A 26,762-nucleotide genomic window follows, 5' to 3' on the forward strand; every position below is an offset into this window, starting at 1 on the left:
CACCCAGCCGTCGCGCAGCGGGTCGTGCCCGGGCCGCCGCCGGGCGCCGACCGGCCCCTCGGTGTGCCGCAGCCCGCGGCCGAGGAAGCGGACCAGCAGGAAGGCGGCAGCGAAGGCGACCAGGATGGCGGCGGGCACGGCGACGGTGGCGGCGCTGGTCCAGCCCGCCTCGGTCAGCAGCGTCGCGGTCAGCACCGTGCCGAAGGCCATCACCGACCCGACCGACAGGTCGATGCCGGCGATCAGGATCACTACGGTCATGCCGACCGCGACCAGGCCGGTGATCGACACCTGGCGCAGCACGTCGGTCAGGTTGCCGTAGGACAGGAAGATGTTGCGGCCACTGCCGCTGACCGGCGAGAAGGCGATGCCGATCAACAGGATGACCAGCAGGCCCCAATACAGCTTGGTGCGGGACAGCAGGCGCAGGACGCTCATGGCACGGTCTCGGCGGCTCGGGAAACGGGGCGGGCGGCGCGGGGGGAAGCGAGATCCATGATCGCCTCCTGGCTGGCCTCGGCGCGGGGCAGCAGGCCGGTCTGCCTGCCCTCGCACATCACCAGGATGCGGTCGGCGAGCAGCAGCAGCTCCGGCAGCTCGGAGGAGACGAGCAGGACGGCGATGCCCTGGTCGGCCAGGGCGAAGACCAGGTCGTAGATCTCCTTCTTGGCGCCGACATCGATGCCGCGGGTCGGCTCGTCCAGCAGCAGCACGCGCGGCGCGGTGGCCAGCCACTTGCCGATCACCACCTTCTGCTGGTTGCCGCCGGACAGGCGCCCGGCCGGCTGCTGCGGCCCGGTGCAGCGCACGCCCAGCCGACCGATGGTGCCGCGCGCCAGCTCCGCCTCGCGGCCGAAGCGGCGCAGGCCGAGCCGCGCCAGGAGGGGGAGTGAGGGCAGGGCCAGGTTGTCGCGGATCGATGCGCCGAGCTGCAGGCCGGTGACCTTGCGGTCTTCGGTCACCAGCGCCAGTCCATGGCGCTTGGCCGCCGTCGGGTCGTCGATCGCCACCGGCGCGCCATCGATCCCGACCGTGCCGCCGCGGCGGCCGCGGGCGGACCCGAAGATGGTCTCCAGGATCTCGGTGCGGCCGGCGCCGAGCAGGCCGGCGATGCCCAGGATCTCGCCGGGCTGCAGGTCGAAGCCGACGCCGTCCAGCACCCGGCGCCAGCCGCCGCGCCGACCCGGCACCTCCAGCGACAGGTCGCGCACGCTCAGCACCGGCGTTCCGCCGCCGCCACCACGCCCGGGCGGATGCGCCGCCGTGGCCAGCTCGCGCCCGACCATATGGGCGATGATCCGCTCCCGCGTCAGCGCGGCGATCGGGGCGGTGACGACATGGCGGCCGTCGCGCAGGATGGTGACGCGGTCGGCCAGCTCCATCACCTCGTCCATCCGGTGCGAGATGTAGACGACCGCGACTCCGTCGCGCGCCAGCTGCCGCACCACCGCGAACAGGGTGGCGCATTCCGCTTGCGACAGGGCCGAGGTCGGCTCGTCCATGATCAGGATGCGGGTGTCCAGCGACAGCGCCTTGGCGATCTCGACCAGCTGCTGCTCGCCGACCCGCAGGCTGCCGACCCGCGCCTCCGGGTCGACGGCGATGCCCAGCCGGCGGATCAGTTGCGCCGCCGCCGCGCGCAGGGCGGGGCCGTCGACGAAGATGCCGCCGCGCAGCGGTTCGCGGCCCAGGAAGATGTTCTCGGCCACGGTCATGCCCGGCACCAGGTTCAGCTCCTGGTGGATGATGCCGACCCCCGCCTCCTCGGCATCGCGCACCCCGGCGAACTGGCGCGGCACGCCATCGACCAGGATGGTGCCGTCATAGTCGCCGTGGATGCCGGCCAGGATCTTCATCAGGGTCGACTTGCCGGCCCCGTTCTCGCCCATCAGGGCGTGGATCTCGCCTGCGAACAATTCCAGGCCGACGCTGTGCAGCACCGACACCCCGGCGAAAGCCTTGCCGATGCGGGCGGCCCGCAGCACCGGCGTGACGGCGGCCGGGCTGGTCTCTACGGCTGAACTCGACACCTCTCCTCCCTCTCTTATCGCCGGCGGCTTCGCCGTCCGGCCCGGCGGTTCAGGGCGACGCCCCGTCCACCGTGTCCGCTTTCATCATCCGGCGCGCCTTGCCAGGCGGCGCAGCTGTGGTCTCGCGCGTGATCAGCGGCGCCGGCAGGCGGATATGCTCCGCCGGCCGGTCCGGCGCCTCGAAGGCCGCGGTCAGGATCCGCCAGGCATGGCCGGCCAGCGCCTCGGTCGGCTGCCGGATGGCGCTGACGAAGGGGCGCAGCACGGTCAGCCAGGCGAAATCATCGAAGGCCAGCAGCGACAGGTCCTGCGGGATCGACATCCCGGCATCCTGCATCGCCCGCAGCACACCCAGCGTGGCAACGTTGCTGCCGGTGAACACCGCGGTCGGCCGTTTGGCCGAGGTGAGGATCGGCAGCACTCCGGCCCGCGTCTCCTCCTCGGTCATGCCCGGCAGCAGCACGCGGGCCCGCTGTTCCAGCCCGGCGGCGCGCATCGCCGCCAGGAAGCCCTCGACCCGTGCGGCGCTGTTCCAGAGACGGGTGGAGTTGATGACGAAGGCGAGGTCGCGGTGGCCCAGCCCCAGCAGATGCTCGGTGCCCAGCCGGGTGGCGGCGGCGTTGTCGACGGCGACGGAGGGGAAATGGTCCTGCGCCGCGACCCGGTCCAGCACCACCACCGGGATGCGGTGGTGCCGCATCTCGCGCTCGGTCGCCGACCAGTCGCGGGTCGGGATGATGACCAGCCCGTCGACACGCCGCGACAGCAGCGCCCGCACCCGCTCGTGCTCCCGCTCCGGGTCCTCGCGCGAGGTGACGATGATCACCTCGTAGCTCTGCGACAGGGCGATGTTCTCGAGATGCTCGACCAGCTCGTTGAACACGATGTTCAGCACGTCGGGCACCACCAGCCCGATGGTGCGGGTGCGCTGGCGGCGCAGCCCGGCAGCCAGGCTGTTCGGGCGATAGCCCAGCGCATCGGCCGCCTCCAGCACCCGCCGGCGGCTTTCGGCCGCGACCCCGGCCTTGCCGTTGAACACGTTGGATGCCGTGCCGAGCGAGACCCCGGCGCGCGATGCGACCTCCCTGATCGTCGTCTTACGCTGCGACATGCGTCCACTATGAAACGTTTCATATTGGAGTCAAGGCACCCGTGCGGAGGACGGAGTGGCGTCCCGCATCGTTCCCGTTTAGGCAGGGTTCGCGATCTGGAGGATCCGATGGCGGCGAGCGTGCGGGCGATCTCGGGGGTCGGGGGCAAGGGCCCCGCCTGCTTCCTGGTGCAGGCGGCCGGGTTGCGCCTGCTGCTCGATTGCGGCGCCGGGCCGGACGAGGACATGCGGCCCGACCTGTCCGGCCTCGGCCCGATCGACGCGATCCTGCTAAGCCATGCCCATCCCGATCATGTCGAGGCGCTGCCGGAGGCGGCGGACCGGTTCGGGCCGGTGCCGGTCTACGCCACCCCGCCGGTGCTGCAGGCGCTGCCCGAGGGATCGCCGGCCGACCGCCGGCCGCTGGTCCTCGGCCGCAATCGGCTGGCCGGGGACCTCACGGTCACCTGCGGCCGCTCCGGCCATGCGCCGGGCGGGGTGTGGCTGCATCTCGCGATCGGCGGCGGGCTGTTCTATGCTGGCGACATGGCGTTCGATTCCGTGCTCTTCGCCGTCGACGCGGAGCCGCCGGCGGCGCGGGTTGCCATCCTCGATGCCTCCTATGGCGACGATGACACGCCGCACGAGCAACGCCTGGCCGCGTACGCCCCGGTCTTTGCCGCGAAGCGCTCGCTGCTGCTGGCCCCGGCCGGCGGGCGCGGGCCGGAGATGGCGCTGGCCGCCGCGGCGGCACATGAGCGCAAGCCGGCGGTGTGCGACGCCAACCGGGCGATGATCGACCGGCTGATCGACGACTCCGCCTGGCTGCGGCCCGGCGCCGGCACGATGCTGGATTCGCTGCGCAGCCGGCTCGAGCCGATCGAGTCGGTCGAGCCGCCGCCGGAGCGGGCGATCATCGCCGCCAAGCCGAACGCCACCGGCGGCGCCGCCAAGCCGCTGCTCGAGGGCTGGGGCCGTGGGGACGGCCCGGCGGTCGCCACCGGCTATGTCGCCGCCGGCACCCCGGCGCGCCGGGCGGTGGAGGAGGGCCGGGCGATGGAACTGCGCTGGCCGGTGCATCCGCGGCTGTCGCAGAACGCGGCGCTGGCGAAGACGCTCGGGGCCGAGGTGGTGGTGCCGGCCTTCGGCGACGCCAGGCACCGCGCCGCCTGGGCCAAGGCCTTCGCTCCCGCCCGGATTGCCGTCGAGGAGACGGTGGAGATCTGATGGAGCGGATCAGGCCTCGACGAGGTTCAGGCGCTTTCGGATCTGCTCGATATCGTCGCCTTGGCGGTCGATGCGATTCGAGAGGACGGCATATTGCCCGAACAGGCTCGCCACCTGCCCTTCCAGCAAGCCGAGCCTGGTCTTGACCTCGCGCAGATCGGTCTTCACCTCGGCAAGATCGGTCCGGATCGCCCGCAGATGCTCCAGCACCAGATTGTCCGTCTTCTCGTCCATAGCGCACCCGACCCTGCGGATACCGTGACATCCGATCGCATTCTATAACATAGGGACGATTCAGATCGATGCAGCCCTTCCTGTTCCTGCGCCACGGCCAGAGCACCGCCAATCGCGACCGGGTGATCGCCGGCAGCACCGATGCCGCGCTGACCCAGCTGGGCGAGGCCCAGGCGCGCGAGGCCGCCATCGCCCTGGCCGGTTCGGGCATCGGCCGGATCGTCGCCAGCCCGCAGCGCCGGGCGCTGCGCACGGCCGAGATCGTGGCCGGGGCGCTTTGTCTGCCGGTCGCGGCCGATCCGGGTCTGGTCGAGCGCCATTGGGGCGAATGGGAGGGCCGGCTGGTCGTCGACCGGCCGGACTATTTCATGGTCCCCGAGGGCGGCGAGAGCTGGGAAGCGTTCCGGGACCGCGCCTGGGTCGCCTGCCGGCCGATCCTCGCCGCCGGGCCGGCGCCGCTCGCCGGGCCTGCGGCCCTGCTGATCGTCGCCCATGCCGGCATCATGCGGGTGCTGCGCGACCGGCTGGGGCTGGGCTTCGAGACCAAGGGCGTCGGCAACGCCGTGCCGATGCGATTCACGCCGCCGGGGGCTGCAGGCTTATCCTGGCAAGTCGAACCGGTCATGAAACTGCAACCGGAACCTGCTAGCACCCCAGCCATTGTCTAAAATCCTTGGGATCGACGCACATGCTGACCCGCCTTCTGCTCGCCGCCGCGACATCCGCCGTTCTGGCCACCGTCTCCGCCGCGGCGTTCGCCGTGCCGGGATCGCTGATGATCTACACCTCGACCCCGAACGAGGCGATGACGGCGCTGGTCGCCCAATTCAACAAGGCGCATCCGGAGGTGAAGGTCGAGTTCTTCCGCTCCGGCACAACCGAGGTGCTGAACAAGCTGCAGGCGGAATTCGCGGCCGGGTCGCCGCAGCCCGACGTCGTGTTCATCGCCGACGCGGTGGCGATGCAGCAGCTCAAGGATGACGGCCGCCTGCTGGCCTATGCCGATGCGCCGATCGCCGGTTTCCCCGACGGCTTCGCCGATCCGGACAAGACCTATTTCGGCACCAAGCTGATCCCGACCGGCATCGCCTGGAACACCAAGTCCGGCGCGCCGGCGCCGAAATCCTGGAACGACCTGCTGTCGGCCGCGGCCAAGGACCAGGTGATCATGGCCAGCCCGCTCTATTCCGGCGCGGCGGTGATCCATGTCGGCACGGTCGCGGCGCAGCCCGACATGGGCTGGGACTATCTCGACAAGCTGGCCGCGAACGGCGCGGTCGCCGGCCAGGGCAACGGCACGGTGATGGAGGCGGTGGCCACCGGCCAGAAGAGCTACGGCATCATCGTCGACTTCATGGCGCTGAACGCCAAGGCCAAGGGCTCGCCGGTCGACTTCGTCTATCCGGCCGACGGCGTGTCGGTGGTGACCGAGCCGGTGGCGATCCTGAAGTCGGCCGACGACGTCGCCGACGCCAAGACCTTCGTCAACTGGCTGCTGTCGGATGACGGCCAGGCCTACATGGCCAAGCAGGGCTACATCCCGGGCAAGCCCGGCGTCGCGCTGCCGCCCGGCCGCCCGGCGGCGTCGGCGCTGAAGCTGATGCCGGTCTCGGCCGAGACCCTGGCCAAGGGCGTCGACGAGAACAAGCGCAAGTTCAGCGACGCCTTCGGCGGGTGAGACAGGCCACCCGCGTCCGGCCTTCCCTTCTTTGTCATGCCCGGGCTTGACCCGGGCATCCAGAGGGTCTCGACATCTTCTGGATTGCCGGGTCAAGCCCGCAATGACAGGAAGAAGCATGGGCTTGGCCGGCACGATGGTCTAAACGCGGAGGCTCCGAGATCGTCGATCGCAGTTCCAGCGCGCCCGTGACCGATTCCCTGGCACCGACTCCAGCAGCTTTCCACCCCCGCCGCTGGGGCGATCCGGTCCTGGCCGGGGCCGCCGGCGCCTATGTGCTGCTGGTCTGCGCCCTGCCGATGCTGCGCCTGTTCGCCGAAGGGCTGGCGCAGCCGGAGGCGGCGCTGGCCATGCTCGGCGGCCGGGCGACGCTGCGGGCGCTGCAGAACACTCTGGTCTCCGGCCTCGGCTCGACCCTGGTCTCGGTGATCGTCGGCGGCGGCCTGGCGCTCGCCATCGGCCTGACCGACATCCGCCGCCGCGGCGTGCTGGCGCTGCTGTGCCTGCTGCCGATGCTGATCCCGCCGCAGATCGCCGCGCTGGCCTGGATCCGGCTGCTCGATGCCGGCACGCCGGCCAGGGCCGTGCTCGACGCCGTCACCGGCCGCTGGCCGAACCACCCGCTCTATTCCGGCGGCGGGGTGGTCTGGATCATGGGGCTGGAGCATGCGGCGCTGGTCTTCCTCGCCGTCACCGCCGCCATCCGCGGCCTGCCCTGCGACCTGGTCGAGGCCGCGCGCGCCGCCGGCGCCCGGGGGCCGCGGATCCTGCCCGGCATCCTGCTGCCGCTGCTGCGCCCGGCCTTCGTGGCCGGCGCCGCTTTGGCCTTCGTCTCGGCGATCGGCAATTTCGGCGTGCCGGCGCTGCTCGGCATCCCCGGCCGCTACAGCGTGCTGACCACGCTGATCTACCAGCGGCTCAGCGGCTTCGGCCCGTCGGTCCTGGGCGAGGTGGCGGCGCTGGCCCTGGTGCTGGCCGTACTGGCGGCGCTGGGCCTCGGGCTGCAGCGCTGGGCCGCGGCCCGGGCGCCCGTCCTGGTCAGCACTGGCCCGACCGGGCCAGTGCTGCCGCTCGGCCGGGGCCGGCCCTGGGTCGAGGCGGCGCTGTGGCTGATCGTCGGCGTGCTCTCGGTCGCGCCCCTCCTGGCCCTGCTGGCCTCGGCCCTGGTGCCGGCGCTGGGGGTGGATCTGACCTTCGCCACCGCCAGCCTCGACCAGTTCGGCTACATCCTGTTCCAGCACGACGCCACCCGCCGCGCCTTCCTCAACAGCGCGCTGCTGGCCGCGGCGGCGGCGCTGGCCACGGCCGCGGTCGGGCTGGTCCTGGCCTATTACGCCGAGGCGCGGCGCTGGCGGACGATGCGCTGGCTCGACACCCTGGCCGACCTGCCCTATGCGCTTCCCGGCGTGCTGACCGCGATCGCCGCGATCCTGCTGCTGCTGCGGCCGCTGCCGCTGCTCGGGGTCAGCCTGTACGGCACGCTGTGGATCATCCTGGTGGCCTATCTCGGCCGCTTCCTGGCGCTGGCGCTGCGGCCGGTGGCGGCGGCGATCGCCCAGGCCGACCCGGCGCCGGAGGAGGCGGCACGGCTGGCCGGCGCCCGCGGGCCGCGGCGCCTCGCTGGCATCCTGCTGCCGGCCGTGGCGCCCGCGGTCGCGACCGGCGCCATCCTGGTGTTCCTGACCGCCTTCAACGAGCTGACGGTCTCGGCCCTCCTCTGGTCGCGGGGCAGCGAGACGGTCGGGGTGATGGTGTTCTCGCTGCAGGCGGAAGGCGCCGCCACCGCCGCCTCGGCCATCGCAGTGCTGACCGTGCTGGTCACGCTCGGCCTCGCCGGCATCGCCACCTTGTTTGCCCGCCGCCTGCCCAGGGGATCGCTGCCATGGCTGCCGTAGACATCGAAGGCGTCGTCCGGCGCTTCGGCCCGCGCGTCGCGGTCGACGGCGTCGGGCTGCAGGTGGCGCAGGGCGAGTTCCTGGCGCTGCTCGGGCCGTCCGGCTGCGGCAAGACCACGCTGCTGCGCCTGCTCGCCGGCTTCGACGCGCCCGATGCCGGCACGATCCGGATCGGCGGCCGGGTGGTGGCGGGGGGCGGGACGATGGTGCCCGCGGAGGAGCGCGGCATCGGCATGGTGTTCCAGTCCTACGCGCTGTGGCCGCACATGACCGTGCGCGAGAATGTCGATTATGCGCTCCGCATCCGCCGGCTGCCGGCGGCGGAGCGGACGCGACAGGCCGACCAGGCGTTGGCGGCGGTCGGCCTGACCGACCGCGCCGAGGCCCGGCCGGACGTACTGTCCGGCGGCCAGCGCCAGCGCGTCGCCTTGGCCCGCTGCCTGGCGATGGCGCCGGCGCTGGTGCTGATGGACGAGCCGCTGGCCAATCTCGACGTGCATCTGCGCGACGCGCTGCAGGCGGAGTTCCGCCGGCTGCACCGCCAGCTCGGCGCCACCGTGGTCTATGTCACGCACGACCAGGCCGAGGCGATGGCGCTGGCCGACCGGATCGCGGTGATGGACCACGGAAGGCTGCAGCAGGTGGCGCCGCCGCGGCAACTCTATGCCGAGCCGGCGACGGCGATGGTGGCGGATTTCGTCGGCCGCGGCATGGTGGTGCCGGTGACCTGGCGCGGCGGCGCCGGCCCCGGCCTGTGTGCCGCCGAGCTCTGGGGCCATGCGGTGCGGCTGCGCGGCGGCGCGGGTGCGCACACACCGTCGCAGACCGCTTGCCTGCGGGCCGAGGGGCTGGCGGTCGATCCGGCCGAGGGCATCCCGGTCCGGCTCGATCGTGCCGTGTTCGAGGGCGCGGTCACCATCCTGCATTGCCGGCCGGATGCCGCTCCCGGCCGGGTGCTGCGCGTCGCCCATCGCGGCCCGCCGCCGGAGGAGGGCGCGGCCCTGCGCCTGCGGGTCGAGGATGGCTGGCTGATGCCGTCGGAATCCGGCGCCGGGGCGATGGCGGCGGAGTAACGGCTCCGCCGCCGCAGTGAACGTCGCCGGTTACGGCGTGACCTCGCGGGTCAGCCGCGAGTCCCAGGGACACCAATGGCATCCCGGCAGGAAGGCGCCGCAGGCCTCGTCGAGATGGTCTTCCACATACATCATGTTCGCGTCGCAGACCTCGATCGCCTGGGAAAAGAAGCTGATCGAGTCGGGATCGAGATAAAAATTAAATCTCGGGTTGTAGGGCTGCGACCGTTTGATGAGCCGCCCGTGAACGTGAATTTCCTGTTGTTCCTTTCCAGACAGGATGTCACGAGCTTTTTGTATTTTGTTGTCGTCATTGAGCTGGATGATGAATTCCACGCCCGGGCTTGACTGTTGCATGAATGCGAAGAAGGCAGGCATTTTCATTCTCCTAGAGTTATTAAGTTACAATGATAAATCTACTGGTAAATCAAACTTGATAATTAAGGTATGTGTGCGCTTGTCATGAGTCAATTGCTGAATCTTGAATAAAGAATAATATTTTATGCAATATTTAGTTGTATCCCAAATATCGATACCGGGCTCATGGCCACACGCGCCGGTTCTGGATTGCTTCGTCGGCTTCGCCTCCTCGCAATGACGGTCGGGGCGCTGTGAACAGGTCTCGCTTGCGGGAGAGTCGGTCTGACGCCGTCGTTTGCCGGCCGCGGCGGGGCGGGCTATGGTCGCGCGCCCGCCGCCAATACGAACGCCCATGCCGCAGCCCCGCCCGATCGGCCGCATCAACTGGATCGGCCTGTGGACCCTGACCGCCAAGGAGGTCCACCGCTTCCTCAAGGTCGCGACCCAGACGATCGCCGCCCCGGTCGTCACCACCCTGCTGTTCTATGCCATCTTCACCCTCGCCCTCGGCGGCGCCACGCGCCAGGCCGCCGGGGTGCCGTTCCTGCAGTTCCTGGCGCCGGGGCTGATCATGATGGCGATGGCGCAGAACGCCTTCGCCAACACCTCCTCCTCGCTGATGATCGCCAAGATCCAGGGCAACATCGTCGACGTGCTGATGCCGCCCCTGGCACCGGCCGAGCTGGCGGCCGGCTATGTTGCAGGAGGCGTCGTCCGCGGCCTGCTGGTCGGGACGGTGACCTGGGCCGCGATCCGGATCTTCGTGCCGATCGACCCGGTCCATCCCGGCTTCGTGCTGTTCCACGGCCTCGCCGCGTCGATGATGCTGGCCCTGCTCGGCGCCATCGGCGGCATCTGGTCGGAGAAGTTCGACCACATCGCCGCCGTCACCAACTTCGTGGTCACGCCGCTGGCCTTCCTGTCCGGCACCTTCTACTCGCTCGACCGGCTGCCGCCAGCCTGGCACTTCGTCGCCCATCTCAACCCGTTCTTCTACATGATCGACGGCTTCCGCTACGGCTTCATCGGCGTCAGCGACGGCACCCTGGCGATCGGCATCCTGGTGCTGCTCGGCGTCAACGCCGCGCTGCTAGCGCTGCTGCTGCGCATGCTCGCTACTGGCTACAAGCTGAAGGCGTAGCGATGCAGCTTCCGGCGGCGGTGGTGCGCCCAGCGGGGCCGGCGCGGCCAGCGGGGGCGGCCCGCCCGGTCCGGCGCTTCGGCGCGGTGCACTGGCTCGGCCTGGCCACGCTGTTCCGGCGCGAGTTCCGGGCCTATCTGAAGGATTGGCCGGAGACGGTGGTCGCCCCGACCTTCTCGATCCTGCTGTATGTCGCGGTGTTCGCCGTCGCCTCGGGCGAGGCGACGGGGGATGCGGCCGGAGCGCCCGCCTGGGCCGGGCCCGGCGGGCTGCTGCCGTTCCTGGCGCCCGGGCTGGTGGTCTATGTCGTGATCCTGCGCGMCGCCGAGGCCACGGTCTACAGCATCACCTTCCTCAAGGTCGAACGGCTGGTCGGCGACATCCTGATGCCGCCGCTGGCGCCCTGGGAGGTGGCGGCCGGCTATGCCCTGGCCGGCACCGCCTCGGGCCTCGTCACCGGCCTGCCCTGTCTGGCGGCGCTGCTGCTGGCCGCCGGCACCGGCGTCGCCGACCCGGCGCTGCTGGCCCTGGTGCTGCTGCTCGGCGCCTTCCTGCTGGCCGCCGCCGGCACGCTGGTCGGGCTGTGGGCGGAGAAATGGGACCAGGCTGCCGCCTTCTTCGGCTTCCTGCTGATCCCGGTGACCTTCCTGTCCGGCGTGTTCGCGCCGGTGGCGCTGCTGCCCGAGCCGCTGGCCGTTGTGGTGATGCTGAACCCGGTCTATTACGCCATCGACGCCGCCCGCATCGCCTTCGGCGGCTCGGGTGCCGAGCCGGTCGGCCGCAGCCTCGCCGTGCTGGCGGTCGGCGGCATCGTCCTGTGGGCCTGCGCGGCCCTGCTGATCGCCCGCGGCTGGCGCTTGAAGCCCTAGGTCCGACGAATATCGGACATGATCTTGTCGTGATCTCGGCCTCATCATTCCGGATATTGTCCTGGGCCTCCGGACGACGGCGCTTTATTCAAAATTGTATCGATTTCAGCAGTGGGTCATCCAGATTTCACCCGAAGAATCGACTGGACAGGGAACGTATTGTGCAGTGCAATGTTGATAGCTCTACCCGCCGGATTGTTTCGCCGCGTCAGGCATCGAATTGCGCAAGGGAGAGGTTCCGTGGGCCAGGCCATACCTTCCACCAGCGACATTGTGATCAGCGCCTATGAGTCGCGCCGCGCCGCCGGCGCTGACGAATGGACGGCCTGCGACGCCGCGCTGGAGGCGTTCCGCAGACGTCACCCGGAAGCGTCGTCGGACCTGGCCAACACCTTCATCGCCGACGTGCTGCGGGACCACACCGCCCGTCATTGAAGCGGCATTAGATCCGACATATTGCATCGCGGCGAAATCAAGCGGCGCGACCCGGATCGGCGGCATGGGTTCCGCCGTCATGTTGCGGCATAGCCGGACTTGCTGGCCGGTCCGGCCATGATCGGGTTCGTCACAGGCTGCGCCGGACCGATCGATGACCTCTTCCGAGATCCCGCCGCGGACCGCCCGCCTGGTCCTGGTAACGCCGGACGGCCGCGTCCTCGRCATCCTGCCGCCGGTCGCCGCGACGACGCCGTGGTGGCAGGAGGTCGAGCCGGTGGTCCGCGCCGTCCGCGACCGCTTCGGCATCGACGCCACCATCCTGCGGCTGTTGGAGACCGAGCGCGACCGACCGTATGGCGGCGCGGTGACCTATCTGGCCGAGGTGGCTCGGCCGGTGCCGGCCGAACCCTGGGCCGGCACGCTCGACGAGCAGCCGCTGCGCCAGCCCTATGCCCGGCCCGGCGGTCCCGCCGCGGACCTGGACTGGGCCCGGCAGGCGCTGGCCCGGCACGGCCTGTGGCCCGCGGGCGCGCCGGTGCAGATCCGCAGCTGGAATCTGTCCAGCATCTGGCGGATCCCGGTCGAGGGGCAGGTGGCCTGGCTGAAGGTGGTGCCGCCCTTCTTTGCGCATGAGGGCCCTCTGCTCGAACGCCTGGCCGGAGGGCCGGTGCCGCGGCTATTGGGGCAGGAGGGCGGCCGCGTGCTGCTGGCCGAGATCCCGGGCGACGACCTGTACGAGGCCGGGCCGGCGCAGTTGCTCGGCATGGTGGCGCTGCTGACCGGCCTGCAGCGCTCATGGCAGGGGCAGGCCGAGGAGCTGCTGGCGCTCGGCCTGCCGGACTGGCGCGCGCCGGCCTTGGAGGCGGCGATCACCGCGGTGGTGGAGCGGACATCGAACGAGCTTTCGGCTGCCGAACGGGCGGTCCTGACCCGTTTTCTGTCAGGCCTGCCGCGCCGCTTCGCCGATATCGCCGCCTGCGGCCTGGACGACACGCTGGTGCATGGCGATTTCCACCTCGGCAATTGCCGCGGCGAAGGCTCGGCGATCACCCTGCTCGACTGGGGCGACAGCGGCGTCGGCCATCCGCTGCTGGACCAGCCGGCCTTCCTGACCCGGATCCCGGACGAGGCGGTCGGGCCGGTCCGGACGCATTGGCACGAACGTTGGCGCGCGGCGATGCCGGGTAGCGACCCCGACCGGGCCGCGGCACTCCTCTCCCCGATCGCCGCCGCCCGGCAGGCGGTGATTTACCAGGGCTTCCTGGACCGCATCGAGCCGACGGAGCGGGTCTATCACCGCACCGACCCCGCCGACTGGCTGGGCCGGACCGCGGCGATCCTCGATCGGTAGATAACCTTCATCGTCATTGCGAGGAGGCGAAGCCGACGAAGCAATCCAGGGGCCGCACGCAACAGCCCCTGGATTGCTTCGCTGCGCTCGCAATGACGGCTTCGGGAACGGTCCCTGCAGCGGGTGAGGCGGTCAAAGCAGCCGACGGATCGCTAATCGGCTGCATGGGCCCCGTCAGGCGCGCGGGGCGTGCTTGTTCAGGATTCGCTGCAGGGTGCGGCGGTGCATCTTCAGCCGGCGCGCCGTCTCCGACACGTTGCGGTCGCACTGCTCGAACACACGCTGGATGTGCTCCCACCGCACCCGGTCGGCTGACATCGGGTTCTCGGGTGGCGGCGGCAGCTTCTCGTCCGGATTCAGCAGAGCCGCCTCGATCTGGTCGGCGTCGGTCGGCTTGGCCAGGTAGTCGACGGCGCCGGCCTTCACCGCGGCCACCGCGGTGGCGATGTTGCCGTAGCCGGTCAGCATGATCACCCGGCTGTCCGGCCGCGCCTCATGCAGCACCGGCACGATGTCCAGGCCGTTGCCGTCGCCCAGCCGCAGGTCCAGCACGGCGAAGGCGGGGGCGACGCGGCGGGCCAGGTCGATGCCGGTGGCGAGGCCGTCGGCGGTCACCACCTCGAAGCCCCGTTTCTCCATGGCGCGGGCCAGGCGGGTGCGGAAGGCGAGGTCGTCGTCGACGATCAGAAGACTTTTGGCGGCGTCGCGCGCCGGCAGCGGCGCCGGCTGTTCGGGGGTGAGGGTGGCAGGGGAAACGGTCATGACCAGGTCCTTTCTTTCCTCTCAAATTTGTGTCGCGGCCACGCAACTGCAATGACCGCGCCCCCTTGGGGGCCATTCGAGAAGGATAATTGGGCCCCGCTGTGCTCGAGCAGCGTGGCCGCGATGAAGATGCCGAGACCCATATGGTCGCTGTCCTCGCCGCGGCCGGAGACATAGGGCTCGCCCAGCCGGCCGAGGAGCGCCAGCGGGAAGCCCGGGCCGTCGTCGATGATCTTCAGCACCACGGTCTTCGATCCATATTCGGCGGCGATCTCGACCCGGTTACGGGCGAATTGCAGCGCGTTCTGGATCAGATTGCCCAGGCCGTGGATCAATTCCGGCGTCCGCCGCAGCAGCAGCGCCTGCCCCGGCGGGCCTTCGCCGGCGGTGATGAACAGGCGGCGGTTCTCGGCATGCAGGTAGCTTTCGGCCGCCGCCCCGGCCAGCGCCGGCAGGGTCATCAGCCGGAACGGATCCTCGTCATCGGGCTCCGGCCGTCGCGCCAGCTCGGTCAGAATGTCGCGGCAGCGGCCGACCTCCTGCTCCAGCAGCGCGATGTCCTCGGCCATCGGGTGGTCGGCCGGCACGTCGCGCCGCATCTCCCGCGCGATCAGGGTGATGGTGCCCAGCGGCGTGCCCAGCTGATGCGCCGCCGCCGCGGCCAGGCCGCCCAGCAGCGAGATCCGCTGCTCGCGCTCCAGCGCCATCTGGGTGGCGGCCAGGGCATCCGACACCTGCCGGGCGTCGGCCGCGACCTGCCAGACGTAATGCGAGACGAAGAGGATGGAGATGCCCATCGCCAGCCCGACGCCGAGATGGTAGGGCGACCCGCTGGAGGGCATGCCGCCCGGCAGCGGATAGTGCCAGAAGGCCAGCAGCACGACGCCGGCGATGGCCAGGCCGGTCAGTGTCATCGTGCTGCGGTAGCTGAGCAGCGTGGCCGACACCGTCAGCGGCGCCAGCATCAGCACCACGAAGGGGTTCAAGAGACCGCCGGTGAGGAACAGCAGCGCCACCAGCTGGCTCATATCGTAGCCGAGATAGAGCGCCGCATCCCGCTCCACCAGGCGCAGCCGCCATTTGCCCTGGACGACGGCGGCGACGTTCAGCGCCACCGAGATGGCGACGATCGCCAGCGCCGGCCACAGCGGCAGGGCATAGTCCAGCCAGTAATGCACGAACAGGATGCTGGCAGCCTGGCCGGCGACGGCGACCCAGCGGATCTTGATCAGGGTGATCTGGCTGATCCGCGCCCGCATCCGGCGGCCGGGCATCGCGTCGGGTGCGTCCGGCAGCGGTCGCAGTGCGGGGTCGCGCCCGGCCTCCGCCGCCGGGTCGAGCCCGGCCCCCTGGTCATTTTCGCCTTGTCCGTCCATTCTCGCTCCATGCTCTCCGACGGCGTCATCATAGCGGAGCGCCTGTCCAAGCGCTTCCATCCCGGCGCCGCGCCCGCGGTCGACGGCATTTCCTTCGTGGTGCCGCGCGGCTCGACCGTCGCGCTCCTGGGCGGCAACGGCGCCGGCAAGACCACCACGATCTCGATGCTGCTCGGCCTGCTGCTGCCGTCGGGCGGCCGCATCACCGTGCTGGGCCATGACATGGCGCGGGACCGCTTTGCCGTCCTGCCCCGGATGAACTTCTCCAGTCCCTATGTCGATCTGCCGCACCGGCTGACCGTGCGCGAGAACCTGGCGGTCTATGCCCGGCTGTACGGCGTGCGCGACCGCCGCAGCCGCATCGCCGAGCTGGCCGAGCTGCTGGACCTGACCGGATTCATCGACCGGCCGTCCGGTAAATTGTCGGCCGGTCAGAAGACCCGGGTGGCTCTGGCCAAGGCACTGGTCAATGCGCCGGAGCTGCTGCTGCTCGACGAGCCGACCGCCTCGCTCGACCCCGACACGGGCGACTGGGTGCGCGGCATGCTGGAGCGCTACCGGGCCGAGCGCGGCGCCACCATCCTCCTGGCCAGCCACAACATGGACGAGGTCGAGCGGCTGAGCGACCAGGTGCTGATGCTGAAGGCCGGCAAGATCGTCGACCAGGGCTCGCCGGACCAGCTGATCACCAAATACGGCCGCACCGACCTGGAGGAGGTGTTCCTCGACATTGCCCGCAGCCGCGGCGCGCTGGGGCAAGCGGCGCAATGAGCGGCACCCTGGCTTCTCCGACCGCCCTGCGCGGCTCGTCCTCGGGCCGCATCCTGGCGGTGATGCTGCGTCACCTCTACATCCTGCGCGGCTCGATCCCGCGGCTGGTCGAGCTGATGTACTGGCCGACGGTGCAGATGGTGGTCTGGGGCCTGATCACGGAAAGCCTGGCGCCGGCGATGAACTGGCAGGCCCAGGCCGCCGGCGTGCTGATCTCGGCGGTGCTGCTGTGGGACCTCTTGTTCCGGGCCCAGCTCGGCATGTCGATCTCCTTCCTCGAGGAGATGTGGAGCCGCAATCTCGGCCATCTCTTCGTCAGCCCGCTCAGACCCTGGGAATGGGTGGCGTCGCTGATGGCGATGAGCCTGATCCGCACCTTGGTCGGCGTGGTGCCGGCGGCGCTGCTGGCGATCCTGCTGTACCACTGGAACATCTTCTCGCTCGGCCTGCCGCTGCTGGCCTTCTTCGTCAACCTGATCGTCACCGGCTGGGCCGTGGCGCTGGTGGTGCTGGCGCTGATCCTGCGCTACGGCATGGGGGCGGAGGGGCTGGCCTGGGCCATCGTCTTCGCCATTTCGCCGATCAGCGCGATCTACTATCCGGTCTCGGTGCTGCCCGGCTGGTTGCAAGGAGTGGCCCTGGCGCTGCCGCCGGCGCATGTGTTCGAGGGCATGCGCGGCCTGCTGCACGGCCAGGACTTCGACACCGGCCATTTCCTCGCCGCCGTCGGCCTCAACGTGATCTGGCTCGGCCTTGGCAGCGCCGCTTTCCTGTGGGGCTTCCGCACCGCCCGCAACCGCGGCTCGCTGCTGCAGCAGGGGGAATAGGCATGTCGCGCAACGTCATTCGGCAACAGCGAGACGCCATCGGGCAGGACGCTCGGTTTCGTCGCGAAGTTCAGATCGGCCTCGACGCCGCTGATCTGGTGCCCGGCGACGACGTCGAAGCCGAAGCAATCGCGTGGCGGACGGAGATCCGGCGAAAGCTGACCGACCCGGCATCGTGAGATAGCTGTCGCTTTCCTCGATATCTCAGAAAAACCCCCTTACCCAGCCCAGCTCACCCATCGCCTGCCAGACGGCGCCGGCGGCGATGGCGAGCAGCAGGGCGGAGGCGGCGAGGGCGATGCAGAGCAGGATGCCGTCCTCCTCCAGATAGGCAATGGCCAGCAGGGCGATCGCCAGGGCCGGCGGGACGTTGCTCAAGGGGATCGGGGCCAGCAGCAGCAGGCCGAGCAGCAGCACGACCGGGCCGACCACCCGCTTCGCCGCCTCGAACGGCATCGGCCAGCGCGGATGGAAGAAGCCCTCGATGGCGCGCAGCACTGGCACGGCGCGGCCGAGGGTGCGCGCCAGCCCCTCGGTGCGCACGCTGCGCTCGGCGACGCGGCGGGGGAAGGCCGGGCCGGCATGGCCCAGCATCATCTGCACCGCCAGGATGGCCAGCAGCGGGGCGACGACGGCGGACGCGCCCGGCATCGCCCCGAGCAGCGCCAGCAGCAGCATGACAAGGCCGAAGGAGCGGTCGCCCAGCTGGTCCACCAGCCAGCGCAGGGTCACTCGCTCGGCATCGGCGTCGCGCAGCAGGCCGTCGAGCAGGGCGGAGGTCGGGATCCGGGTCGTCATCTCGCCGGCAGGATACCCGAAGGCTCTCTCGCCGGCAGTCACTCCTGGTCGCCTGGCCTCAGCGACGGGATCCCAGCGTTGCCGCCAGGCGGTTCGCCAGACCACAGGCCTTGGTCCTGCGGCCGGGGCTGAGCCGGGCGGCCAGGCTGCGGTATCCGGCCGTGGCCGCAGCGCGCTCGGCGCCAGTCGCCCGTGCCGCGGCCACCAGGAACCAGGCACCGGCGCGGACCTGGTCGCCCGAGAGTGGTGGGCTGTCGGCATAGAGCTCGGCCAGCCGCAGCTGGGCGCGCGGCAGGCCGTTGCCGGCGGCCAGCAGCAGCCAGCGCAGCGCCTCGGCCCGGTCGCCGGGGATGGCGTAGCCGTTGTCGTCGAGGCGGCTGTCGCTGATCACGCCGAGATTGTATTGCGCGGCCGCGTCGCCGGCCTCCGCGGCGCGCCGCAGCGCCTTCACATCGGAGCTCGCGGGAGCCAGGCGGGGCGGTGCTGCCGGATCGGTCGGCGCGCTCACGCCGCCAGCCCCAGGCCGGCCCTGGCGATCCGGCAGGCGTCGTCGCCCGGCACGCAGTCGCGGCAGACCACCGGCCGGTCGGCATAGACCACGCAGCGGGTGGAGCGGCCGACCTCGCCTTCCAGGGCGGAGCAGCGGTCGCCGTCGCAGCGCATCCGGGCATCATCCCGGTAGCGCTGGGGAATGCGCTCGATCTCCGCCTCGCTCTCGGTCCAGAACCGCGGCCAGTCGCGGGAAAAGGCGCAACAAGCACCGCAGGCCTGGCAGTCGAACGCTTCGGCGCCGGCGCGGGACATCTCGCCCATCTCGGCCCCGGTCAGGCGCTGCGCTGCTTGCGCGGGGTGCGTTCCACAGTGTCGGCGCTGCGCGGCACCTCGGAGAGATCGGCCTCGGGCACCATGCGCTCCTCGGTCCCGAGCGTGCTGCGCACCCGATAAAGCCGGCCGGAGGATTCGCTCGGGTAATGCGCCACGACCTTATAGGCGCCGGCGATCGCGGAGCTGGGGCTGGGCCGCCGCCAGATGTAGACGGTGCTGCCAACGGAATATCGGGTGTGGGTCATGCCTGCATTTCTGCGCCCGGCAGGGGCGCGGTAAGAGCCGGCCCGCTCATCGCGTCGCGGCCGGAACCGAAGGGACGCGTGCGACTGCAAGTGCGCTCCGCCGCCACGGGCACTCTGCGCATCGGGCTTTCAATAAATACCGAGAAGATGCAGTCTAAAGCGAATCCCGGATCGTGTCTGCAAAAATCGCCTGCCGTGGTGTCTTCAGGTATATCGCAAGATGCCGTTGATTGCTGCTGCAGTTTGATTTTTCGACCATGCTCTGGAAATTGGCGGCTGCCGAGGCCATGGCCGGTCATTTCGAAATATTATCTGGCCAAGCTGGGGTGGCGAGGCCATGCTGATGAGTGAACAATAAGGATATCTCGACATGACGGCAGGTGAGATCCGCCTCCCGGCGTATGGCAAGGACCCGGGGACCGCGAAGGCGGCGGAGCGCCAGGCCCGCGAGGCGCGCCAGGATGCCGAGCGCTATGCCCGGCGCGGCAACATGACCATGCATGCGATCTCGCTGCAGGCGGCCCGTGAGCTCGAGGAGGCGGCTGCCGCCCATCGCGGCCCGGCGCCGAAGGAACGCCGTTGACGGACAGCAAGAGGTTGCCGAGCCGGAAGAGACCGATGGCGTTCTACAAGTTGTATCCGCGCGACTGGAACGACGAGAGCTGGCGCGGCGAGACCCGGTCGGTGCTGATCGTCCGGGCCGGCAGCGAGATCGAGGCGCGGGCCACGGCCAGCGCCTGGGACATGCCCTCCGACCATGCCGAGCAGGCCCGGTGGTCGCAGCGCTGGACCTCGCCCGAGGTGACCCGCTGCAGGGAGCTGGCCGGTGACGGCGAGCCCGAGGTCCTCCTGGCCGGGCGGCGACGCCGGCCGTAGCCTCGCATCCCTAACCCTCCGCCAGCACCCGTCTGGCCACTGCCAGATCGATGTTGCCGCCGGTCAGGATCAGGCCGACGCGCCTGCCCTGCATCCGCTCGCGCTCCTGCAGCAGCGCCGCCAGGGCCGCCGCGCCTGCGCCCTCGGCCAGGTTGTGGGTGTCGGTCCAATAGGCACGCAAAGCCGCGGCGACCTCGTTGTCGGTCACCCGCAGGACTCGCTCGGCGCCGGCCCGGATGATGGCGAAGGCCTCCGGGTCCGGCACCCGGCAGGCCATGCCGTCGGCGAAGGTGTGCGCGGTCTCGGTCGTCACCACCCGTCCAGCCTCGAGCGACAGCGCCATTGCCGGTGCCTCGGTCGAGACCACTCCGACGATCCGGGTCTTCAGGCCCAGCAGGTCGCGGGTGCGGATCAGGCCGCTGATGCCCGACCCCATGCCGATCGGCACATAGACGGTGTCGAGATCGGCCACCGCCCGGAACAGCTCCAGCGCATAGGTGGCGGCGCCGCGGGCGAGGTCGGGGTGGAAGGCCGGCCCCATCTCCAGCCCGCGTTCCTCGGAGAGGTGCCTGGCATGGCCATAGGCCTCGTCGAAGTCGCGGCCATGCTCCACCAGCTCGGCCCCGAAGGCGCGCATGGCGGCGTTCTTCTCGACCGAATTGCCGTGCGGCACCACCACGGTGACGGCCAGGCCGGTCCCGCGCGCGGCGAAGGGCAGGCTCTGGCCGTGATTGCCGCGCGTCGCCGTGACGATGCCGCGGACCTCCGGCCGACGGCGGCGCAGCGCGTCGATGAAGACGATGCCGTTCCGCGCCTTGTAGGCACCGGTCGGGGTGTGGTTCTCGTGCTTGACCCAGACCTCGCAGCCGGCGCGCGCGGCCAGCAGCGGCCAGGCGAATTGCGGGGTCGGCGGCATGGTCGCGTGCACCAGCCGGGCGGCATCCTCAAGGGCGGTCAGGTCGAACATGGTCGGCGCTCCGGGTCAGGGCCGGCCAGCATCGGCGGCGTGGATTGTCCCGGTCAACCGAGACATTGTCGGGAGACAAGCGGGACGCAGCAAGGCGTCAGAACGGCAGCAGCGAGTCCCGCAGCGTGTCGCGCAGCGAGAACACCGTGCCCTCGTCCTGATAGGGGATCTGCCGGCCGGCGCTCAGGAACACGCCCTCGACCCGCCATTTCAGCTCGCCGCGGCGGCCGATCGTGGCCAGCTGGTCGACCAGGCCGAGGCCCGAGCCGCGCATCGGCACCGACACCTCATGCTCGCCGCGGGCCGGCAGCAGGAACGGCCGGTCGGTCCGGCCGCTGCCGAATTCGCGCCCGTTCAGCTCGATCGCCACGGTCATGACGTCGACCTGCAACCCGGTGCCGGCCTGCTCCTCGACCCGCAGCAGCGCCTCCCAGCGCTGCTCGAACATGGTGGCGTCCAGGGGCCGGAGGTCGATGATGCCGACCCGGGGCGGCGGCGGCCCGGCGAAGGGTGCGGCGCAGGCGGCGAGGACGCCTGCCGGCAGCAGGCCGAGGAGTCGGCGGCGGTCGATCGGTCGGCGTGTCGGTCGGTTCATGGTCCCCGAGGCTCGGTGGCGAATCTGTCAGCGACATGGCATCGGCGGCAGCGCTCGGCTAGCCTCGGCCATCATCACGCTGCCCCAGGGGATCTTCGCATGGCACCGACTGACCGTCCGTCCTGCATCACGCATTGGACCGAGATCGAAGGGCCGGACGACAGCCACTACAAGGGCGACGACGAGCTGATGAGCATCGGCGCGCCCCTCGCCCGGCATTTCGGCCTGACCCGGATCGGCATCCATCACGAGCGGCTGCTGCCCGGCCGCCGCACCTCCTACCCGCATGCCGAGAGCCATGAGGAGGAGTTCGCGTATGTTCTCGAAGGCACGCCCGACGTCTGGATCGACGGCGTGCTGCACCGGCTCAAGCCCGGCGATTCGGTCGGCTTCCCGGCCGGCACCGGCCAGTGCCACACCTTCATCAACAACACCGAGACCGAGGTGCGGCTGCTGGTCGTCGGCGAGACGCCGAAGCCGGAGAACCGCATCTTCTATCCGCGCAACCCGGAGCGGAAGCCGATGCGGACCGACTGGTGGGACGACGTGCCGGCGCGCCCGATGGGCGAGCATGACGGCCTGCCCGACAAGGTTCGGGCGGCGCGCGGTAAAGCAAGAGAGTCGAAATAATATTAGCATCTTGTCTTAAAAGAATTCGCATGGTATTATAAACCTGTAATAATACTATATGCACAGATCTGGATTCCGCTGCGCAGCCTGAAACCTGCGCTTCGCCGAAGCAGATCTGATGCGGCCGCGAAGCGCGATCCTCCAGACTTGCGGGTCTGGTGCCGATACAGTCGCTGCGCGGGACTGAGGCGGGCTGAACGCCGCTGTGGAGCAATCACGACTGCTGGAGGGCGCGTTCTGCCCTTGCGTCTGCGCGGATGCGTCCGCGCAGGACCGTTTCGCCCGACCGGCGAAGCGCGCGGTCGCGCCTGTCCGGCCTCGGCCCTCGACGCTCAGACACTTCATTGAGGAGGAACACCATGGTCGCGATTTTCGGGACGCTCTTGAACGACGTCCTGTTCGGGTCGGCGGTCGCCGACATCATCTGGGGGCGCGGCGGCAACGACTCGCTCCTCGGCCTTGCGGGCAATGATGTACTGGTCGGCGGCGACGGCAACGATGTCCTGAACGGAGGCCTCGGCGCCGACACGATGATCGGTGGCAACGGCAACGACATCTATGTCGTCGACAACGGCGCCGACGATGTCAACGAGGGCGGGACCGGCGTCGACACGGTCAACGCCTCGGTCTCGTTCAGCATTGCGGCCGACGCCCTGATCGAGAACCTGACCCTGACCGGCGCCGCGGTGGTCGGCGTCGGCAACGCTCTCGGCAACGTGATCACGGGCAACGCCGTGAACAACGTGCTGAGCGGCCTCGGCGGCAACGACACCATCCTCGGCCTCGGCGGCAATGACAGCCTGGACGGTAGCGAAGGCAATGACCGGCTCGACGGCGGCGTCGGCGCCGACCTGATGAGCGGCGGCAACGGCAACGACACCTATGTCGTCGACAATGTCGGCGACAATGTGAACGAGGCCGGCACCGGCATCGACCTGGTCGAGAGCACGATCAGCCTCAGCATCGCCGGCGACCCGCTGGTCGAGAACCTGACCCTGCTCGGCGCCGCGGTGGTGGGCATCGGCAACGCCCTCGGCAACGTCATCCGGGGCAATGCCGCGGCCAACTCGCTGGCCGGCCTGGACGGCGCCGACCGGCTCGACGGCGGCGCCGGCGCCGATCTGATGACCGGCGGCGACGGCAACGACACCTATGTCGTCGACAACGCCGGCGACAATGTGAACGAAGTCGGCACCGGCATCGATCTGGTCGAAAGCTCGATCAATTGGAGCCTGGTTCCGGACCCACTGGTCGAGAACCTGACCCTGACCGGCGCCGCGGTGGTGGGCATCGGCAACGGCCTCAACAACCTGATCCAGGGCAATGCCGTGGCCAATGGGCTGAGCGGACTGGACGGCAACGACACGCTCCTCGGCTTCGGCGGTAACGATAACCTGAGCGGTGGCGAGGGCGCCGACCGGCTCGACGGCGGCACCGGTGCCGATCTGATGAGTGGCGGCAACGGCAACGACACCTATGTCGTCGACAACCTCGCCGACAATGTAAACGAGGCCGGCACCGGCATCGATCTGGTCGTGAGCTCAGTGACCTGGAGCCTACTTCCGGACCCGTTGGTCGAGAACCTGACCCTGACCGGCGCCGGGGCGATCAGCGGCTTCGGCAACAATCTGAACAACACCATCATCGGCAACCTCGCCGACAACGTACTCTCGGGCGGCCTCGGCAACGACGTCCTGTCCGGAAGCGGCGGCGACGACGACCTGCTGGGCGGGGCCGGGAACGACAGCCTGTTTGGCGGCACCGGGGTCGACGTGCTCACCGGCGGCCTCGGGGTCGATCTCCTGATCGGTGGGGGGGACCCCGACAACTTCGTGTTCACCAGCGTGGCCGACTCGCCGGCCGCCACACCTGACGTGATCGGCGATTTCGTCGAGGTCGGCGACGTCGACTTCATCGACCTGTCGGCGATCGACGCCAACACCCTCGTCGCCGGGAATCAAGCCTTCGCCTTCGTCGGTCTGGCCTTCCCGAACGATCCGGGCGAGGTCGGCTTCATCCAGGTGGCCGGCAACACTTTCGTGCGCGCCAACGTGGATGGCGGCGGCGTGGATCTGCTGATCCAGCTGAACGGTCTGCACGCCCTGACGGCTGCGGATTTCATCCTGTAGCCGTTGCGCTTCGGGGAGGCTGGCCGGCCTCCCCGAAGTTGGCGCTCACCCCATCGGCGGCTGCTCGCGCACCTCGATGCTGCCCATCGCCGCCATCGGCGACCTGGCGGCGATCGCGGTCGCCTCGTCCATGTCGCGGGCCTCGATCAGGATGAAGCCGCCGAGATGCTCCTTGGTCTCGGCATAGGGGCCGTCGGTGACGGTGGTCCGGTCGCCGCGGCGCAGCACGATCCGGCCGGTCTCCGGCTCGGCCAGCGGGCCGCAGGCGATCAGGTGGCCGCTGCGGCGGAGCTCGTCGTCGGCGGCCATGCAGCGGCGCGTCAGGTCGCGGCCTTCCTCGGGCGACAGCCGGCCGATCAGCGCACGGTCGACATGGACGATCAGCAGATAGCGCATCCCGAGCCTCCATTGGTTCCGCCCCTGGTCGTCCGGCCGGCGCGGATATCGACATAGCGAGACTGAAACCGAGGCAGGATATGCCCGGTTACAAGAATTCTCACTGCGGCAACGCTGGGACATACGCCGGCATATAATCCCGGTTATAAGAGCCCGCCCACCGCCCGGCCTGCACGGGCCTTTCATCCGGATGCGGAGCGGACCCATCGTCACCAGCGCCACCACGTCCCCGGCCCGTCCCCGCCGCCGACGAGGGCGGTTCGTCGCCATCGCCGCGGCCCTGGCCCTGCTCGCCGCCGGCGGCTTGGCGGCGCGGCACTGGCTGTCGCCGCCCGTCACCGCGCCGCAGATGACCGCGGCGGCGGCGATCGGCGATGTCGAGGAATCGGTCCTGGCCACCGGCACGCTGAAGCCGGCGCGGCTGGTCGCGGTCGGCGCTCAGGCGTCCGGCCGCATCAACTCGGTCAAGGTCGCGCTGGGCCAGACCGTGGCCAAGGGCGACCTGGTGGCCGAGATCGACAGCGTGACCCAGCAGAACGCGCTGCGCACCGCCCAGGCGTCGCTGGCCAACCTGCAGGCGCAGCGGACCGAGAAGCAGGCGACGCTGACATTGAACCGGCTGACCCTGGCCCGGCAGAAGGCGATGACGGCGCAGCGCGCTTCGTCCCAGGCCGAGCTGGAATCGGCGGAAGCAAGTGTCCAGGTCACCGAGGCCCAGATCGAGCAGCTCGACGCCCAGATCGTCGAGGGCGAGGTGGCGATCGAGACGGCGCAGGTCGACCTCGGCTACGCCCGCATCACCGCGCCGTCGGACGGCACGGTGCTGGCGATCGTCAGCCAGGAAGGCCAGACGGTGAACGCCGTTCAGTCCACCCCAACCATCGTCGTCCTCGGCGATCTCGACACCATGATCGTGCGGGCGGAGATCTCGGAGGCCGACGTCGTCGCCGTGCGGCCCGGCCAGCCGGTCTACTTCACCATCCTGGGCGACCGGGAGCAGCGCTACGAGACGACGCTGACCTCGATCGAGCCGGCGCCCGAATCGATCCGCAACGATTCCAGCTTCAGCACGACCACCTCGTCCTCCAGCTCCAGCAGCTCGTCCTCCTCGAGCTCCTCGGCGATCTACTACATCGGCACCTTCGACGTGCCCAATGCCGACGGCCATCTGCGCACCTACATGACCGCCGAGGTGCACATCGTGCTGGGCCGGGCCAAGGGCGTGGTGACCATCCCGTCTGCCGCTTTGGGAATCCGTGCCGCCGATGGCAGCCACACCGTCCAGGTCGTCGCCGCCGATGGTACGACGCAGCCGCGCCAGGTCCGCATCGGCCTGAACGACAAGACCATCGCCGAGGTGCGGTCGGGGCTGGCCGCGGGCGAGCGGGTGGTGACCGGCGGGCTGGGGCCGGCCGCCGCCGGCTCCTCCGGCCCTCCCGGCCCGCCCGGGGGGTGATCGCGATGGCCGAACCGCTGATCGTGCTGCGCGGCCTGCGGCGCGAATTCCCGTCGGGCGAAGGCACGATCGCGGCCTTGCACGACATCGATCTGACCATCGAGGCGGGCGAGATGGTGGCGATCGTCGGCGCCTCCGGCTCCGGCAAATCCACGCTGATGAACATCCTCGGCTGCCTCGATCGGCCGACCGCCGGCAGCTACCGCATCCGCGGGCGCGAGACCGCGGCGCTGGAGCCGGACGAGCTGGCGGCGCTGCGGCGCGAGCATTTCGGCTTCATCTTCCAGCGCTACCACCTGCTGGGCGAGCTGACGGCGCTAGGCAATGTCGAGATCCCGGCGGTCTATGCCGGCAGCCGGGCCGAGGAGCGCCACACCCGGGCCGCCGCCCTGCTGGGCCGGCTGGGCATGGCCGACCGCATCGGCCATCGGCCGGGCCAGCTGTCGGGCGGGCAGCAGCAGCGCGTGTCGATCGCCCGGGCGCTGATGAACGGCGCCGACGTGGTGCTGGCCGACGAGCCGACCGGCGCCCTGGATCGGCACAGCGGCGAGGAGGTGCTGCGCATCCTGGCCGAGCTGCAGGCCGAGGGGCGGACGGTGATCATCGTCACCCACGACATGGCGGTGGCCAGCCGAGCCCAGCGCATCATCGAGATCAGCGACGGCGCCATCGTCGCCGACCGCCGGACCCCGCCGGCCGGGGGCGCCGCCGCCGCGCCGGCCC

General features: G+C 70.3%; 33 protein-coding genes. 18 read left to right on the forward strand and 15 right to left on the reverse strand.

Going from position 1 to position 26,762, the window contains the following annotated elements; all coding sequences use genetic code 11:
* The 3 genes from AB4Z01_RS30385 to AB4Z01_RS30395 form a co-directional block, all read right to left on the reverse strand.
* A partial coding sequence (locus AB4Z01_RS30385) for an ABC transporter permease subunit (RefSeq protein WP_441699966.1) occupies positions 1-438 on the reverse strand: 438 nt, incomplete at its 3' end.
* Positions 435-2,030 carry a sugar ABC transporter ATP-binding protein gene (locus AB4Z01_RS30390; protein WP_441699967.1) on the reverse strand — a complete coding sequence of 532 codons (1,596 nt, stop codon included), beginning with the start codon at positions 2,028-2,030 and terminating at the stop codon, positions 435-437. The genes AB4Z01_RS30385 and AB4Z01_RS30390, both read right to left, overlap by 4 nt.
* A gap of 49 nt (positions 2,031-2,079) precedes the next feature.
* Positions 2,080-3,141, reverse strand: coding sequence for a LacI family DNA-binding transcriptional regulator (locus tag AB4Z01_RS30395; protein WP_441699968.1), 1,062 nt, complete (start codon positions 3,139-3,141; stop codon positions 2,080-2,082).
* 108 nt (positions 3,142-3,249) lie between these two features.
* Between AB4Z01_RS30395 and AB4Z01_RS30400 the strand changes: the two genes are divergently transcribed.
* Positions 3,250-4,347, forward strand: a complete 1,098-nt coding sequence (locus tag AB4Z01_RS30400) for an MBL fold metallo-hydrolase (protein WP_441699970.1) — start codon at positions 3,250-3,252, stop codon at positions 4,345-4,347.
* Positions 4,348-4,356: 9 nt separating this feature from the next.
* Here the strand turns inward: AB4Z01_RS30400 and AB4Z01_RS30405 are convergent, their stop codons facing one another.
* Entirely contained in the window at positions 4,357-4,581 is a 225-nt protein-coding gene (locus tag AB4Z01_RS30405) for a hypothetical protein (RefSeq protein ID WP_441699971.1), read from the reverse strand.
* A gap of 68 nt (positions 4,582-4,649) precedes the next feature.
* Between AB4Z01_RS30405 and AB4Z01_RS30410 the strand changes: the two genes are divergently transcribed.
* The 4 genes from AB4Z01_RS30410 (at position 4,650) to AB4Z01_RS30425 (ending at position 9,227) form a co-directional block, all read left to right on the forward strand.
* Complete coding sequence (locus AB4Z01_RS30410; RefSeq protein ID WP_441699972.1) at positions 4,650-5,249, forward strand: histidine phosphatase family protein; 600 nt, start codon at positions 4,650-4,652, stop codon at positions 5,247-5,249.
* Between the two features lie 20 nt (positions 5,250-5,269).
* A complete protein-coding gene (locus tag AB4Z01_RS30415; RefSeq protein ID WP_441699973.1) occupies positions 5,270-6,259 on the forward strand; it encodes an ABC transporter substrate-binding protein in 990 nt (329 codons plus the stop codon).
* 188 nt (positions 6,260-6,447) lie between these two features.
* Positions 6,448-8,154, forward strand: coding sequence for an ABC transporter permease (locus AB4Z01_RS30420; protein WP_441699975.1), 1,707 nt, complete (start codon positions 6,448-6,450; stop codon positions 8,152-8,154).
* Entirely contained in the window at positions 8,142-9,227 is a 1,086-nt protein-coding gene (locus AB4Z01_RS30425; RefSeq protein WP_441699977.1) for an ABC transporter ATP-binding protein, read from the forward strand. The genes AB4Z01_RS30420 and AB4Z01_RS30425 overlap by 13 nt, the downstream gene beginning before the upstream one ends.
* 30 nt (positions 9,228-9,257) lie before the next feature.
* Here AB4Z01_RS30425 and AB4Z01_RS30430 read toward each other — a convergent pair whose 3' ends face one another.
* Positions 9,258-9,605 (reverse strand): BP74-related protein, encoded by a 348-nt coding sequence (locus AB4Z01_RS30430; RefSeq protein ID WP_441699978.1) that lies wholly within the window; start codon positions 9,603-9,605, stop codon positions 9,258-9,260.
* 334 nt (positions 9,606-9,939) lie between these two features.
* On the opposite strand from AB4Z01_RS30430, the gene AB4Z01_RS30435 reads away from it, so the two are divergent.
* The 4 genes from AB4Z01_RS30435 (at position 9,940) to AB4Z01_RS30450 (ending at position 13,386) form a co-directional block, all read left to right on the forward strand.
* Complete coding sequence (locus AB4Z01_RS30435; RefSeq protein ID WP_441699980.1) at positions 9,940-10,728, forward strand: ABC transporter permease; 789 nt, start codon at positions 9,940-9,942, stop codon at positions 10,726-10,728.
* Between the two features lie 2 nt (positions 10,729-10,730).
* A complete protein-coding gene (locus AB4Z01_RS30440) occupies positions 10,731-11,597 on the forward strand; it encodes an ABC transporter permease (protein WP_441699982.1) in 867 nt (288 codons plus the stop codon).
* A gap of 240 nt (positions 11,598-11,837) precedes the next feature.
* Entirely contained in the window at positions 11,838-12,032 is a 195-nt protein-coding gene (locus AB4Z01_RS30445) for a hypothetical protein (protein ID WP_441699983.1), read from the forward strand.
* Between the two features lie 154 nt (positions 12,033-12,186).
* Positions 12,187-13,386 carry an aminoglycoside phosphotransferase family protein gene (locus tag AB4Z01_RS30450; protein WP_441699984.1) on the forward strand — a complete coding sequence of 400 codons (1,200 nt, stop codon included), beginning with the start codon at positions 12,187-12,189 and terminating at the stop codon, positions 13,384-13,386.
* Between the two features lie 174 nt (positions 13,387-13,560).
* On the opposite strand, the gene AB4Z01_RS30455 is transcribed toward AB4Z01_RS30450, so the two are convergent.
* Both AB4Z01_RS30455 and AB4Z01_RS30460 read right to left on the reverse strand, forming a co-directional pair.
* The gene (locus tag AB4Z01_RS30455; RefSeq protein ID WP_441699985.1) at positions 13,561-14,148 is read right to left on the reverse strand and encodes an ActR/PrrA/RegA family redox response regulator transcription factor; all 588 of its coding nucleotides are present in this window, start codon (positions 14,146-14,148) and stop codon (positions 13,561-13,563) included.
* Positions 14,145-15,524: an ActS/PrrB/RegB family redox-sensitive histidine kinase gene (locus AB4Z01_RS30460; RefSeq protein WP_441699987.1), complete on the reverse strand. Its 1,380-nt coding sequence runs from the start codon at positions 15,522-15,524 to the stop codon at positions 14,145-14,147. The genes AB4Z01_RS30455 and AB4Z01_RS30460 overlap by 4 nt, the downstream gene beginning before the upstream one ends.
* Positions 15,525-15,533: 9 nt before the next feature.
* Between AB4Z01_RS30460 and AB4Z01_RS30465 the strand changes: the two genes are divergently transcribed.
* The 3 genes from AB4Z01_RS30465 to AB4Z01_RS30475 are packed head-to-tail and all read left to right on the forward strand — an operon-like array spanning position 15,534 to position 17,301.
* Positions 15,534-16,295 carry an ABC transporter ATP-binding protein gene (locus AB4Z01_RS30465; protein ID WP_441699988.1) on the forward strand — a complete coding sequence of 254 codons (762 nt, stop codon included), beginning with the start codon at positions 15,534-15,536 and terminating at the stop codon, positions 16,293-16,295.
* Complete coding sequence (locus tag AB4Z01_RS30470; protein WP_441699989.1) at positions 16,292-17,122, forward strand: ABC transporter permease; 831 nt, start codon at positions 16,292-16,294, stop codon at positions 17,120-17,122. Before AB4Z01_RS30465 ends, AB4Z01_RS30470 begins: the two co-directional genes overlap by 4 nt.
* A 2-nt stretch (positions 17,123-17,124) precedes the next feature.
* Positions 17,125-17,301: a hypothetical protein gene (locus AB4Z01_RS30475; protein WP_441699990.1), complete on the forward strand. Its 177-nt coding sequence runs from the start codon at positions 17,125-17,127 to the stop codon at positions 17,299-17,301.
* A 25-nt stretch (positions 17,302-17,326) separates the two neighbouring features.
* Here AB4Z01_RS30475 and AB4Z01_RS30480 read toward each other — a convergent pair whose 3' ends face one another.
* Genes AB4Z01_RS30480 through AB4Z01_RS30500 form a run of 5 tightly spaced genes read right to left on the reverse strand, consistent with a single transcriptional unit; the run spans position 17,327 to position 19,289 of the window.
* Positions 17,327-17,920: an exopolysaccharide biosynthesis protein gene (locus AB4Z01_RS30480; RefSeq protein ID WP_441699992.1), complete on the reverse strand. Its 594-nt coding sequence runs from the start codon at positions 17,918-17,920 to the stop codon at positions 17,327-17,329.
* Positions 17,921-17,978: 58 nt separating this feature from the next.
* The gene (locus AB4Z01_RS30485) at positions 17,979-18,428 is read right to left on the reverse strand and encodes a hypothetical protein (protein ID WP_441699994.1); all 450 of its coding nucleotides are present in this window, start codon (positions 18,426-18,428) and stop codon (positions 17,979-17,981) included.
* Positions 18,425-18,724, reverse strand: coding sequence for a YkgJ family cysteine cluster protein (locus AB4Z01_RS30490; protein WP_441699996.1), 300 nt, complete (start codon positions 18,722-18,724; stop codon positions 18,425-18,427). Before AB4Z01_RS30490 ends, AB4Z01_RS30485 begins: the two co-directional genes overlap by 4 nt.
* A gap of 20 nt (positions 18,725-18,744) precedes the next feature.
* Positions 18,745-18,990 carry a hypothetical protein gene (locus tag AB4Z01_RS30495; RefSeq protein ID WP_441699998.1) on the reverse strand — a complete coding sequence of 82 codons (246 nt, stop codon included), beginning with the start codon at positions 18,988-18,990 and terminating at the stop codon, positions 18,745-18,747.
* Entirely contained in the window at positions 18,987-19,289 is a 303-nt protein-coding gene (locus AB4Z01_RS30500; RefSeq protein WP_441700000.1) for a hypothetical protein, read from the reverse strand. Before AB4Z01_RS30500 ends, AB4Z01_RS30495 begins: the two co-directional genes overlap by 4 nt.
* Positions 19,290-19,360: 71 nt before the next feature.
* On the opposite strand from AB4Z01_RS30500, the gene AB4Z01_RS30505 reads away from it, so the two are divergent.
* Positions 19,361-19,573: a hypothetical protein gene (locus AB4Z01_RS30505; protein WP_342238748.1), complete on the forward strand. Its 213-nt coding sequence runs from the start codon at positions 19,361-19,363 to the stop codon at positions 19,571-19,573.
* Between the two features lie 35 nt (positions 19,574-19,608).
* Positions 19,609-19,866, forward strand: a complete 258-nt coding sequence (locus AB4Z01_RS30510; RefSeq protein ID WP_429224602.1) for a hypothetical protein — start codon at positions 19,609-19,611, stop codon at positions 19,864-19,866.
* A 10-nt stretch (positions 19,867-19,876) separates the two neighbouring features.
* Here the strand turns inward: AB4Z01_RS30510 and AB4Z01_RS30515 are convergent, their stop codons facing one another.
* Together AB4Z01_RS30515 and AB4Z01_RS30520 are read right to left on the reverse strand one after the other, a co-directional pair.
* Positions 19,877-20,833 carry a threonine dehydratase gene (locus tag AB4Z01_RS30515; protein ID WP_441700002.1) on the reverse strand — a complete coding sequence of 319 codons (957 nt, stop codon included), beginning with the start codon at positions 20,831-20,833 and terminating at the stop codon, positions 19,877-19,879.
* Positions 20,834-20,930: 97 nt separating this feature from the next.
* A complete protein-coding gene (locus tag AB4Z01_RS30520; RefSeq protein WP_441700004.1) occupies positions 20,931-21,428 on the reverse strand; it encodes an LEA type 2 family protein in 498 nt (165 codons plus the stop codon).
* Between the two features lie 99 nt (positions 21,429-21,527).
* Between AB4Z01_RS30520 and AB4Z01_RS30525 the strand changes: the two genes are divergently transcribed.
* Together AB4Z01_RS30525 and AB4Z01_RS30530 are read left to right on the forward strand one after the other, a co-directional pair.
* Positions 21,528-22,058 (forward strand): cupin domain-containing protein, encoded by a 531-nt coding sequence (locus AB4Z01_RS30525; protein WP_441700005.1) that lies wholly within the window; start codon positions 21,528-21,530, stop codon positions 22,056-22,058.
* Between the two features lie 359 nt (positions 22,059-22,417).
* The gene (locus AB4Z01_RS30530; RefSeq protein ID WP_441700007.1) at positions 22,418-24,187 is read left to right on the forward strand and encodes a calcium-binding protein; all 1,770 of its coding nucleotides are present in this window, start codon (positions 22,418-22,420) and stop codon (positions 24,185-24,187) included.
* A gap of 45 nt (positions 24,188-24,232) precedes the next feature.
* Here the strand turns inward: AB4Z01_RS30530 and AB4Z01_RS30535 are convergent, their stop codons facing one another.
* Positions 24,233-24,583, reverse strand: coding sequence for a YciI family protein (locus AB4Z01_RS30535; RefSeq protein WP_441700009.1), 351 nt, complete (start codon positions 24,581-24,583; stop codon positions 24,233-24,235).
* Positions 24,584-24,773: 190 nt separating this feature from the next.
* Between AB4Z01_RS30535 and AB4Z01_RS30540 the strand changes: the two genes are divergently transcribed.
* Together AB4Z01_RS30540 and AB4Z01_RS30545 are read left to right on the forward strand one after the other, a co-directional pair.
* Positions 24,774-26,039 carry an efflux RND transporter periplasmic adaptor subunit gene (locus AB4Z01_RS30540; protein ID WP_441700011.1) on the forward strand — a complete coding sequence of 422 codons (1,266 nt, stop codon included), beginning with the start codon at positions 24,774-24,776 and terminating at the stop codon, positions 26,037-26,039.
* A gap of 5 nt (positions 26,040-26,044) precedes the next feature.
* Positions 26,045-26,762 (forward strand): ABC transporter ATP-binding protein (locus AB4Z01_RS30545; protein WP_441700012.1); only part of this gene is annotated, 718 nt, incomplete at its 3' end.

Origin of the sequence: Inquilinus sp. YAF38 (genome assembly GCF_052113205.1) — a bacterium.
Lineage (GTDB): Bacteria > Pseudomonadota > Alphaproteobacteria > DSM-16000 > Inquilinaceae > Inquilinus.